Raw genomic sequence first — 12,421 nt, 5'->3', positions numbered from 1 at the left:
TTCTTTGTTTTGCTTCTTTTTTACTCAAACCCTGGGTTTCCTTATGAAAATCAGCGTACTGGTGCCGGTATACAACCTCGGGCGCTTCATTGAACCTTGCCTACTTAGCCTGCTGGAACAAAAAACGAATTTCGAATTCGAGGTGATCGCCATTGATGACGGCTCGAGCGATGACTCCTGGGCCATTATGCAGCGGTTGGCGTTACAGTGGCCTCGGCTACGGGCACTACAGAACGCGCAAAATATGGGGTTGGCTAAAACCCAGAAACGCTTGTTGAGAGAGGCGAACGGCGAATATATCGCCTATGTCGACGGGGATGATCTGGCCCTGCCGGGCAAGCTGCAGCGTCAGGCCGATTATCTGGACGCGCATTCCGGTTGCACCCTTTGCTACCACGAAGCGGAGATGTTTGATGATGAGACCGATGCTCGGATCAAGCTCTTCACCCGCGATTATTACAATGCTCGCTATCTCGAACTAGTGATGACGCGGGAGGCATTAATCCGCTTCGGGGTGTTCGTCAATGCCAGTTCCATTATGTTTCGCCGTTATGAAGGGATGGAGAACGCTATCGATGAGGGGTGCAAGATCATCCTCGATTATCCCTGGCATATCTTGAACCTCTCCCACAATCCGGGGACGCTGGATTTTATCCCCGAATTATTGGGCCGCTATCGCTTCCATACCCAGAGCTTTGGCGGGCAAACCCGCAAATCGGCTGAACGTCGTGAACAGTCGCTGCGCGATTTGCTGCGTGCCTGTGACAATGCGGCGGCATTCGGTGCTGATCCCGTGATCATTGCTCAGGGGCGTGCCCATCACTACTACTCTGCCGCGCTCTACTTTTTGCGGCAGGATGATGTCGTGCGCTTCACTCAGCTTATCGAGCAGTCGGTCGATGCTGTGGCAAGGCTAGCCCCGGGTTGGTTCTTCGACGAACGACATCAGTTGGCATGGGCAGAGCGGGCCCATCCCGCGCGTGTCATGCAGCAACTGTTTGGAGATAGAGCGTGAGCTATCAGGCGATCGTCATCGGCGCTGGGCTTTCGGGTGCCGTCATGGCTGAACGAATGGCCAGCCAGCTTGGCTGGAAGGTGCTGGTGCTGGAACAGCGCGATCATCTCGGGGGTAACTGCTTCGACGCGTATGACGAGCACGGCGTGCTGATCCATCGTTATGGGCCACACCTGTTCCATACCGACAAGCAGGAAGTCTGGGATTACCTGTCGCAGTTCACCGAGTGGTTGTCTTATGAGCATCGCGTGCTGTCACGGATAGATGGTCAGTTGGTGCCCATCCCGTTCAACCTGACCAGCATTGAACGCTGCTTTCCGGCGGAGAAGGCAGCGGCCATGATTGAGGCCCTTCAGGCCAGATTTGGTGAGGGGGCCAGAGTGCCCATCATGGCACTGCGGCAGGAAGCTGAGCCTCTGCTGGCTGAGCTGGCCCAGTTCATCTATGAGCGAGCCTTCGTCAACTACACCAGCAAGCAGTGGGGTGTATCGCCAGAGCAGGTCTCGCCCGAGGTCACTGCGCGCGTGCCGGTTGTCGTCAATCGTGATGACCGTTACTTTATTGATCCCTGGCAGGCGGTGCCCGCGCAGGGTTATACCGCCATGTTCGAGCGCATCTTGGCGAACCCCTTGATTGAGGTGAGGCTATCCATTCCCATGGGGTCCCGCGTCTGTCTGGATTGGCAACAGAAACGGATACTGCTGGATGGCGTGCCCTTTGCCGGGCCCTTGGTCTATACGGGGATGCTGGATCAGCTGATGCCGGCGGGGCACGACGGCTTGCCGTACCGTTCACTGCGCTTTGAGCACTGTCATCTGCCGCAAGCTCAATTTCAGCCGGTGACCACGGTCAATTATCCGAATGAAGAGGCCTATACCCGCATCACTGAATTCAAGCATCTGACGGGGCAGCAACATCCCGGCACCAGCATCGTTTATGAATACCCCTGCACCTATGTGGCCGGGCAGGGGCTGGAGCCTTACTACCCGCTGTTTACCGATGCAGCCAAACAGCATTATCAGACTTGCCGCGATGAATTGGCCGAGTTCCCGCAACTGATTGCTTTGGGCCGCCTTGCCGAGTATCGCTATTTCGATATGGATGATGCAGTGGATAACGCGCTGAACAATTTCTCTCGATTGGTTTCCGATGCCTGTTTTGCCGTTTTAAATAAGTAATGAATATAATCTATTGCAGAGATAGATATTTTCATTCCGCAAAAGTATTCGAGTTTTTGAGTGTGAATGCTTTTATGTGATTTCTTTTATTTTGATGCATGTGTAGGTATATATGAGTCATTATGCGGTGATGTCTCCCGAGTTGCGTGATTTACTAGAAAATAGCCAGTTTCTAACTGCTCTTGATCAGTATCTTTGCATTGATAAAATAACACATATTTCATTGGATGTTTTTGATACATTATTGCGTCGTGCATGTGATGAACCCTCGTGGGTTTTTGAGGAAGCAGCGAGACGGTTGCTAAATAGAGGTCTTAATCTGCCAATTGAGGCAGAAGATTATAGATTTTGCCGCCTCGAGGCTGAAGCTCGTGCTCGCAAACTAATTTCAGGTGAAGAAATTAGTTTTGACGATATTTTTGAACAGCTGCCTTTTAGTGATGAAATTAAGGCGGTGCTTAAAGTTGAAGAGCTGAAAGTAGAACGAGAAGTTCTTTATCCAGACCCGATTATTCAAGAGGTTTTGGTACGTGCACAACGTAAAAATAAACTGATTGTTTTTATTTCCGACATGTATTTGCCAGAAGTTTTTTTGCGCGACTGTATTTCAGAAAAATGCCCTGAAATTTCTTATAATTATCTGTTTGTTTCATCAAGTGTTGGGTTGACCAAGCAGAGTGGCGCTCTCTTTAGCCATGTAATTACTCAGATAAAGCTGAAACCAGAGCAAGTTTTGCATATCGGTGACAATCCCAGGGCTGATGTGCAGTCGGCACGGCAACATGGTTTGGCTTCATTGCATTTTGATATCCCAGAGAATCTGTCTGAGGTGTTGGAAAACGAGAAAGTTTATCGGGTAAATGTGCCATCGACCATGCAACATGCCAGGAAGCTGGCCGTCCTGTCGATGCCACAACAGCTTTCCGAGGAGGAGCAATTTTTCTACACATATGGCGCCTTCATCCTTGGACCCGTCCTGACGGCATTTGCCAAGTGGGTTCTGCAGTCAGCCAAACGACTGCAGGTAAAAAACATTTTGTCGCTGATGCGAGAGGGCGGGATCTTTGCTGCCTGTATCAACCGCCAGGTCGATTTTCAATCACAGCAGTACCCAGATATACGCTGTCAGACCTGTTATGCCTCACGCAAGGCAACCTATTTGCCCGCGATAGATGATAGCCAAGTGGAAGAGGCTGTTTCCCAGACCTTGATGCGCCGCAATTACACCGTTCGTGACTTTTTCAATGAATTTGGTGTTCAGGATGTCAGGTTGGCATCCTTTCTTGACACGCCACTGGCGCTTTTGGATCAAATTGCCATCGATGGGCAAGGTGGTCTGCAACTGATGGCTGAAGTGTTTGAGCAAAATATCGAGCAGATCAAGAGCAGTATTCAGCAAAGCAGGCTGGACATGCGAGATTATTTTGTTGGCTTGACGGGAGATGCTCCCTATCTGCTAGTCGACTTGGGTGGCGGTGGGACGATTCCCTCTCAAATTAGCAAGGCCATGTTGCAACAGCCAATGAGCAGTCTGTTGCTCTACTGTAACCATAGAGGCAGCAAAAACTCCGTTATCACGCCGATCAGTGCCTTTATTCCGGTGCGTAACGATACCATAAAGGGGATCAAGAAGATTGCCCGTTCACCAGAGATTTTTGAAATTGTTCTCGTTGGTTTGGAAGGGAGCACACTGGGGTATCGGCGCACAGCGGAAGGGAAAGTTGTGCCGCGACAGGCAGAGGTTCGCTACAGTGTCCAGCATCAGCAAAATATCCGGAGTTTTGAGGCTGGAGTTAATGCCTATCAGTTATGGGACCAGTCGCTGGGCATCGCCGAATCCGATTTGAGTGAGCGCATCTCTTTTTTACGCATGATGGAGCGTCTGGTCGAGTGTCCGGTATCGAGCGAGGTGCACTATCTTGGTAATCTGGTTCATGAAGACAACTTTGGCTCGGAGCGTAGTTACAAGGTTATTAATTCCTCCGGGTTGGCGCGGATCCACTCAGAAGGAATAGAAACCTTCTATCGCAAGTTCAGTAAAAACATGTCTTATGGTGAGCGTTGGTTGGCTTGGCCACAAGGTTCCCTGAGTCGGCTGGATCCTGATTTGATGATGGATTTTGTCGGCTTACGCGATGCACGTTATAAGCATGCCCAAGCGATCGATAGACTTCTGGAATTGATGCAAAGTCAACATGCCACCGAAGTCATAGTGTATGGGGCGGGAGAATTCTTTGAGTGTCTGGCACCTGAACTGATTAAAAAAAGCATCCGTATCCGTACCGTGATCGATAAAAAAGCCAACTTTGGACACTACCAAGTGATGGGATATGACGTTATATCATTATCCGAGTGCTCAATTCCATCTGGTTCTGTACTGATTGTCGCGTCCGCCTCCTTTGTGGACGAAATAAAACGAGACATCTTTGCGACTATATCCAGCCAAGATGTGACCATATTGTCATTGAATTGAATTCCAAGGAAACCGACACATGCTGGATCTGTCGATGAAACATGCCCTGCCTTTTGATGCGTTATTGCATCAGGAACTGCTGTCCGGGAAACGCAAGGCGATTGCCTGGGGGGTGGCGGGAAATCTTTATTATCATGTGCTCCAATCCCCTTATCCATTCGTCGCCATCATCGATGGTCTTAACGGTCCTCAAGTCGGTCAGTTCGCCTGTGGCATTCCGATTGTAGGGCCAGAACTGCTTAATAATTACCCAGTAGAGGAGGTGGTCATTGTCATCTTTTCAGATTTACAGCAATTCGGTGGGCAGATTATCGAGCAACTAGGTCATTATGGCGACTATCCCTATATCACTCCCTATGTTGAGGCAACCTGCCAGCCATCGGCGATGTTGCAGCAAAAGCTTGAGCGGTTGATCCGCGAGCGTCGAGCACATCGGCTGCCCCAAGTAGTGCAGCGTGTCGTGCTATATATCCACTCCTTGGTCAAAGGCGGTGCTGAGCGGCAGATGGTATTGCTGGCCATCGGATTGCGCCAGCAGGGATGGGAAGTGCATTTGATCTCGGTGAAGAATAAGGGGTTGGAGGTTAATCACTGGGAGGCGCTTTTGCGTACTCATGGTGTAGAGCTCTACTTCGTGCCTTCTGCCCGTGAGTGCTGGCCGAACTTGGAGCAGGAGGAAAATAGCTACCAGTTGGCTAATCAATTGGCACCCTTCTTTGAGCCCGGACTGCTTCACGGCATTCTCACTGCCTATGACTATATGCAACGTGTTCAGCCCAAACTGGTTATCGCCTATCTAGAAGACGGTAATGTCATTGCTTCTATGGCCGCAATTTTCGCGGGAGTAGAACAGATCATTATCTCTGGAAGGAGTGTTGCACCCTCAGAGTTTCCTGAATACCTGGCCGTTTATGATGAGTCGAGGTTGGCAGCTTACTATCGTCTGATGACCGAGTTGCCAGGAATCGTTTTGAGTGTTAACTCCATGGCAGGGGCGCAGTCGTATGCTCGCTGGCTAAATTTGCCTGAATCGAGCATCCCCGTAGTGAAAAATGCGGTCATGGCCAAGCGGGTTGAGGGACAAGAGCCTTTACAGCAGTTAGATATTCATTTATCGGCCCCAATATTGATGGGGATAATGCGACTGTCTCCGGAAAAGTCCCCATGTCGCTTTATAGAGGTTGTCGCTTCTGTCATTGCCAAACTTCCTCAAACCCATGCAATTTTAATCGGTGATGGACCATTGCGCTCAGAGGTCCTTGCTTGCATTGCGCAGCAGCCGTGCCGCGATAACATTCATGTCGTGGGTGTGAAAGATAATATTTTTGAATGGTTAAGTTGTGCCAGCCTGCTCATTTCCACCTCCAGTCATGAGGGAATGTCTAATGTTATTTTGGAAGCACAGGCACTTGGTTGTCCTGTTGTAGCGACAGATATTCCAGGAAATAGAGAAACTGTACTGACAGAGTTTTCTTGTGACTTGATTCCCTATGGGGAATGGGGTTTGATGGTTGAAAAGATAGTGTCATTATTAATGGGAAGTGGAGAGAAAACATCAGTTGGTTTGGTGGAAAAGATGAGTGAGCATTATTCACCACGTATACTTGCTGAAAAAACACTGGCACTGACTAATAAAAAATAAATCGGAGACGGAATATGGATGTTATCTTGTTCGGTGCTGGTGAAGTTTGTGATTCATTTATAAAAAGACTTCCTAAACGATTTTCAATATTGGCTATTGCTGATAATAACGAAAATTTACATGGTCAGTTTAAGGGTGAGCTTCCTATTATCTCTCCTGATGAAATTCATCTATATAAGCCAAGTTTTATTATTCTCTCTTGTCTTCAGAGGCATGTCTCAGATATCTGTGCTCAACTCGTCAAATTGGGGTTGGATGATTTATATTTACCCTTTCCTTATGATGAGGAAAGTGAAAAAAAAGATCGAGAGAAGCAGGAAGTGAAAGGGCTAATTGGACGTGAGCTCGTGGATGAGATAATAGGAAGTAAAAACACCAGTGGCAGTGTTTTTTATCACATATCACTTGGTAATAATTTCGAGAAATGCCGTAAACAATATATTTCAAAGCCGGTAAATCGATTTTTACATATAGGTTCTGGTCATTCCCTTGGGGTGGAGATATATAGTCTATTACGATGGGGAGGGGAGTGGACCGCGATCGAGCCATTCCCGGGACTAAGCGGGAAATATCCTTTCAATGATCATGTTTCAATGATTAAAGATTTAATGGGGCTTTTCAATGTCCCATGTAAGGTAAATGATGACATTGTATTTAATGATGATGTTGAATCATTCCATCTTCATGATCATCATGGCACTAGACTAAATTACTTTCCTGAGATAAAGCTTGAAGATTTCAATGATGATGAAAAATATGATGTATGCTATTCGTGTGCCGTAATGGAGCATGTTGTAGATATTAATTCATTCGTAGCCAAGACATTTGAGCTATTAGCATCAGGTGGTTTTGCTTTTCACTGGATTGACCTCCGAGACCACCGGGATTTTTCACGACCACTTGATTTCCTGACAATAGGCAAGTCAGAGTGGCGTGACCATTATGGTGATGCTGGCCACTTTTTACATGGTAATCAGCTGCGTTATAGTGATTATCGACAGATATTTTTACAATGTGGCTTCAGGATTGTTGCTGAAGATAAATATATGAAGAATGATAGAGAGCATATTCAGGAAGTCTCTGTCGATTTCGCAGATGAGTATGCATCACTGGGATGGGAGGATTTGGAAGTCGCTGGTGTGCTATTCGTTCTGGAAAAGCCATCGCATGATAGTTGATTATTCTATGATGTCTCATGCGTGACATCATGTGTTGGCTTACCTTTAGGGAGTTATAAAATGTGCGGTATAGCCGGAATAATGAGTATTCATGGTCAACATGATCCTGCGTGGTTGAAACAGCAGGCTAATAGAATGGCGGAGGCGATGACCTATCGAGGTCCTGACGACCAGGGTCTTTGGGAGTCGGATGACGGACGCTGTGTTCTGGCACATTGTCGATTGAGTATTCTGGATGTATCGCCTGCCGGGCATCAACCAATGCATGATGCACAGCAGCGGGCCTGTATCGTATTTAATGGGGAGATCTACAACCATCTTCAGTTGGGGGGGCGTCTTAAAGACGCCGGCATATCATTTACTGGCCATTCTGATACCGAGGTATTGGTCAATGGCCTGGTACGGGAAGGTGCTGACTTTCTGACCCGGCTCGAGGGGATGTTTGCACTTGCCTACTATGATCGTGAGCGCAGGGAGTTGCTGCTGGCGCGTGATCCGTTTGGCGAGAAGCCACTCTATTATGCCGAGTTTGACGGTTTGTTGGTCTTTGCCTCCGAGCTGGCGGCTTTGACCCTGGTGCCAGGATTCCCTGCCCGCATTACGGTTGATACAGTCGCCCATTATCTGGCTTTCCAGCACCCCGTCGGGGAACGCACCCTGTATCAACACGCCAGAAAGTTGCTGCCGGGGCACTTGATGCGTGCCGTGACAGGGGCGGTCTCACAGGCAGAGCGTTACTTCCACTTTATCTGTGCCGGTGACCATATGCCGTCACGCCCGCTGGAGGAGCAGGTTGACCAGCTTGAGGATCTGTTGCTGCGTTCGTTATCGCGCCGCTTGGTCGCCGATGTGCCGGTGGGGGCTTTTCTCTCCGGTGGTGTCGACTCCTCGACGGCGGTGGCCCTGATCACCCGTCGTTTGCAACGGCCGATCCGCACCTTCTCCATCGGTTTTGAACAGGCGCCGGAGAGCGAACATGAGGAGGCTCGGGCTTTTGCCGATTTCCTCGGAACCGAGCACACCGAACAGCTGCTTCGTCCAGAGGCTTTTGTTGAACAGGTAGGTGATCTGGCGCGGCGCATGGATGAGCCCAATGCTGATACTTCCTGTGTGCCAACTTATATGGTCTCGCAGCTTGCTCGTCAGCAGGTCACCGTCGCGATTACGGGTGACGGGGGGGATGAGCTGTTTGGCGGTTATGGCCGTTACCTGCAGACACTGGTCGCCGCCGAGGGCAGAGAGCAACAGATGCAGGCGCGTAGCTGGCATCTTGGGCGGGAGTACTACTCTGGTCGCATCTTGCTGTATGCCGATCGCCAGTTGGAACAGTTGTTCGGTCGCATTCCGTCCGGTACTGGTGATCACTTGATGGCGCTGCGCAGGCGTATCGATATGGATAGCCGCCCGTATCTTAATCGCCTTCGTGAGGCCGATATTGCCAATTATCTGCCGTTGGTATTGGCCAAGGTAGATCGAATGAGCATGCTGCACAGCCTTGAGTGCCGCACGCCCTACCTGTCGACCGAAGTAGCTCAGTTTGCCGCAGGTTTGGCACAGTCAGAGCTGATTGCACAAGGACAGGGTAAGTTCCTGTTGCGCCAGTTGGCCAAACGCTACTTGCCGGCGGAATGGATCGACAGGCCGAAAAAGGGTTTCAGCATAGATCCGTTCAATCAACAGGCCAAACAGAGTGCGATTACGCAACTGCGTCAGCAGGCCTCTTCAGGCCAGCTCTGTCTGCATCAGTTTATCGCTCCCGACCGGTTGCGGATGTTGCTGGATAACCAGTTTGACGGTATGACCTTCTATCATGTTTGGGGTTTATTGGTGCTTGAGATCTGGTTGCAGTCCCATGAGTTCAATTTGTGAGATAACGCTTTGGGCTAAAAGTTATTAAATAATATTAATTATAATGACCGAGCCCACTATTATGAATATATTTTATGGCTATATAATAAAGGCGAAGAATTTTTGAAGTTTATAACTGCGGTTGAAATTATAGCCTTGTTTACATTGTTTGTGAAATATAATTCATTCGTGAATTGATAAGTCTTTCTTATAACTTCATATTATATGTTACGGGAGTTCTGTGATGGGTATGACGCCAGCTATGTTTAATAAAATGAAGAATCACTTTCCTGAAAACTTTAATTCGATAATTGAGTTAGGGTGCCAGCAGTTTTATTCATTAAACTCGGCAGAGATAATTGATGAAGAATTAAAGAATTATCAGGATGGTGATTTTACAAAATCTATGTATGAAAACCTAGGTTTAAAATATGATTCTGTGGATGTTTATGATGGGACAATATTTTGCGATTTTAATAGTCAGATGCTCGAGTTATCTCATCAGTATGATGTGGTAACTAATCTTGGAACTAGTGAACATGTTTTTAATCAATATAATGTTTTTGCGTCAATACATAACATTACAAAGAAAAATGGATTAATGATTCATTGTTTGCCTATGAAGCATTCCCCACATGGACTTTTTACATATAATGTTGATTTTTTCATTTCACTTTGTTTTTCAAACAACTATGAAGTCGTTGAGTTAGTATTTGGTTGGAGAGGTACTGATGGTGAGTATACATTTGGCTCATTGTCAGACGTCGTTGAGCATCAGACAACTGAACAATATGCTTTCCTAGTGGCTAGAAAATGTCTGGAAGATAAATTTGTTTCTCCGCAGCAGATAATATATAACCCTTTGATTTCTATTGATAAAGTGATAGCGTTGTGCTCTGATGACATCTATTTGTTGAGCCAAGTTGTTCAATATCCTTTCACGGATAATGTTCTAAATCATACGCTCATCTTCGATGAGGTAAGCAATAGTTATTCTGAAGTACTTCTATATGGTGCTGGTCATATCGGACAGGCCATTTTAAAATTTTCCAAGCACAGGAAAAAAATTAATATTATTGTTGATGAACACTCGCATGCTATGAATGACTTCAAGGTTAACACGTTGGGGGATTTAGATGCTATTAATTCACCAGTCTATATAGCATCGGATTTCTATCGAGAGGAAATTAGACGTGCTTTATTGATGAAATTTGATGGGAGAGTTGTTTTTTTAAACTGATAAATAGCTATAGATATTATAAGTTATTTTATTACTTTCCTTTTGTTTTTAGTCTCCAATTTTTTATGAATTACTCTTTAAATTTATCCTTTGATTCTTCCTTGACGAACCAGTTCGAGCTAGTGTATTGATTTTTAGAGATTCCTATATGTTATAGATTGTTCATTTTTTGAAAAAAAGGTATTAATCGCATCAGTTATTATTTAAGGCTGGGAATTTTATTCGGCGTATTGTTAACACAGGGTTGTGGGGGCGGCGTGAACATTGTTGTTTTTGATTTCAATAAGAGTGTCGGTGGTGCGGAGACATTTAACTGTAGATTTATTGACTATCTTGTTGGATTAGGTGATTCCGTTGCCGTAGTTGGATACGAGGACTCTGCACTTTTTGGGCTATTGGATAACAAGAGTGTAAAGATAAAAAAGTATATCATTCCAGAAATGGATGATTTCTTTGTTTCTATTTCAAATCAATCGTATCTGGGGGCACTTGGACAGAAAATTATTGATGATTTTTTTGGGGAAGATATATATGTTCTCGCTTCATATTTTGAAGTTTTGCATAGGGCTATGCATGTCTTCAATGGAAATAAAAGAGTTCATATATTGACTGGGATGTTGCATCCAGAAGCTTGGAGTATCTGGGAGCCAGGGATTGGATTTAACGCATCTCGTGCATTCAAACCAAAGTTAATTAATGAAACTTGGCACTACCAGCGCCAATTATTATTAAAGTTGGATCGAGCACATGCAATCTGGTATCCCAATGACATATATCGTAAATATAATTCTGAGTATTTTTCTGTTCCACTTAATCATCACTCATCTGCCACTGTTCCTGTTGAGCCCGTAACACAAAAGATACGGTACAATATTTCTGCTCCAGAAGAGTTTATGAAGGTGCTCTGGCTCGGGAGATTTGACTTTTTCAAGAATGAAAGCATCTTGAGTTTTATTGACAGCTTGAATGTTGTTCTTAACAATAAACCTCAGCTGCATATACTTTTTGATTTGATAGGATATGGATATGCTCTCTATGAGGATGAAGTTGAATCATATAAAAAGCTTGCGCATGAACGCCTTGAAATTCGTATCTTAGGAAAGAGAAATGAATCTGATATATACAGCCTAATTGAATCTGAAAAATATCATTTCGGTGTTGCAATGGGCTCCTCAGCATATCATCTTGCAATGGTCGGATTACCTGTGATTGCCATAGACTCTTGTGTTAAAGGATACCGTCGTCTAGTGAAAGGGGTGTGGCTTGATGAAGCTTCAGACGAGTTTGATGAAGGCTCAAGTCTTTATCTCTCGCTAATTGGGGAGTCTTCCCCACAGCGAAATGATATTCATGTTATGCTTGAAGATGTATTCCAATATGGTTTTCTCGAAAATAAATCAAGAAGCTGCTGCAACTATGTTGAACAGTTTCATAATATTGACGTTATTTTGCCGAAAATCAGAGGTTTTTTACTTGAAAGTTCATTTTCAGAGAAATTTACGTATCGATTTAAACGAAATTTGCCAGATGAGTTTTACTATCGATTTGGAAGAAAAAGAAATATTAAAATAGCTATTTTTGGCACTGGCTCTGGCGCAAAAAAATTCTATGGAAAACTTCATTCTGACCTTGTTTTTTCTGACAGGGAAATAAAGGTGAAGTGTTTTTTTGATAATGACGATAGTAAATTTGGTGCTATATTTTGTAATGCCCCAATAGAAAAATTTACACTGGAGGCCACCAATGAACTTGATGTGGTTATTATTGCTTCTGATTACTGGCCCGAGATTAAAGCACAGATGATTTCATGTGGTTTAACACGTTCAAAAATATTAAGAGCATACTAA

8 protein-coding genes are annotated in these 12,421 nt (G+C 45.7%); all 8 read left to right on the top strand.

Annotated features, from left to right (window positions below; all coding sequences use genetic code 11):
- The first annotated feature begins 43 nt into the window (after window positions 1-43).
- The 8 genes from I6L44_RS08350 (at window position 44) to I6L44_RS08315 (ending at window position 12,421) form a co-directional block, all read left to right on the top strand.
- Window positions 44-1,015, top strand: coding sequence for a glycosyltransferase (locus tag I6L44_RS08350; protein ID WP_227340783.1), 972 nt, complete (start codon window positions 44-46; stop codon window positions 1,013-1,015).
- Window positions 1,012-2,193 carry a UDP-galactopyranose mutase gene (glf, locus tag I6L44_RS08345; protein ID WP_216953989.1) on the top strand — a complete coding sequence of 394 codons (1,182 nt, stop codon included), beginning with the start codon at window positions 1,012-1,014 and terminating at the stop codon, window positions 2,191-2,193. Before I6L44_RS08350 ends, glf begins: the two co-directional genes overlap by 4 nt.
- A gap of 112 nt (window positions 2,194-2,305) precedes the next feature.
- Window positions 2,306-4,666, top strand: coding sequence for an HAD family hydrolase (locus I6L44_RS08340; RefSeq protein WP_216953987.1), 2,361 nt, complete (start codon window positions 2,306-2,308; stop codon window positions 4,664-4,666).
- A gap of 19 nt (window positions 4,667-4,685) precedes the next feature.
- Entirely contained in the window at window positions 4,686-6,308 is a 1,623-nt protein-coding gene (locus I6L44_RS08335; RefSeq protein ID WP_216953985.1) for a glycosyltransferase, read from the top strand.
- A 14-nt stretch (window positions 6,309-6,322) separates the two neighbouring features.
- On the top strand, window positions 6,323-7,486 hold the full coding sequence (locus I6L44_RS08330; RefSeq protein ID WP_216953983.1) for a methyltransferase domain-containing protein: 1,164 nt from the start codon (window positions 6,323-6,325) through the stop codon (window positions 7,484-7,486).
- A 60-nt stretch (window positions 7,487-7,546) separates the two neighbouring features.
- Window positions 7,547-9,355 carry an asparagine synthase (glutamine-hydrolyzing) gene (gene asnB, locus I6L44_RS08325; RefSeq protein WP_323912150.1) on the top strand — a complete coding sequence of 603 codons (1,809 nt, stop codon included), beginning with the start codon at window positions 7,547-7,549 and terminating at the stop codon, window positions 9,353-9,355.
- Window positions 9,356-9,578: 223 nt separating this feature from the next.
- Window positions 9,579-10,574: a hypothetical protein gene (locus I6L44_RS08320; protein WP_216953979.1), complete on the top strand. Its 996-nt coding sequence runs from the start codon at window positions 9,579-9,581 to the stop codon at window positions 10,572-10,574.
- Window positions 10,575-10,831: 257 nt separating this feature from the next.
- The gene (locus I6L44_RS08315) at window positions 10,832-12,421 is read left to right on the top strand and encodes a hypothetical protein (RefSeq protein WP_216953977.1); all 1,590 of its coding nucleotides are present in this window, start codon (window positions 10,832-10,834) and stop codon (window positions 12,419-12,421) included.

It is taken from the genome of Aeromonas sp. FDAARGOS 1414 (assembly GCF_019047065.1).
Lineage (GTDB): Bacteria > Pseudomonadota > Gammaproteobacteria > Enterobacterales > Aeromonadaceae > Aeromonas > Aeromonas veronii_A.
Note: the sequence above shows the minus strand (reverse complement) of the source record. Positions and strands in the feature narration are given on the sequence as shown.

Excerpts from the sequence above, each read along its gene's own strand:
- I6L44_RS08350 (WP_227340783.1), top strand. The coding sequence starts at position 44 with ATGAAAATCAGCGTACTGGTGCCGGTATACAACCTCGGGCGCTTCATT.
- I6L44_RS08340 (WP_216953987.1), top strand. The coding sequence starts at position 2,306 with ATGAGTCATTATGCGGTGATGTCTCCCGAGTTGCGTGATTTACTAGAA.
- I6L44_RS08335 (WP_216953985.1), top strand. The coding sequence starts at position 4,686 with ATGCTGGATCTGTCGATGAAACATGCCCTGCCTTTTGATGCGTTATTG.
- I6L44_RS08330 (WP_216953983.1), top strand. The coding sequence starts at position 6,323 with ATGGATGTTATCTTGTTCGGTGCTGGTGAAGTTTGTGATTCATTTATA.
- asnB (WP_323912150.1), top strand. The coding sequence starts at position 7,547 with ATGTGCGGTATAGCCGGAATAATGAGTATTCATGGTCAACATGATCCT.
- I6L44_RS08320 (WP_216953979.1), top strand. The coding sequence starts at position 9,579 with ATGGGTATGACGCCAGCTATGTTTAATAAAATGAAGAATCACTTTCCT.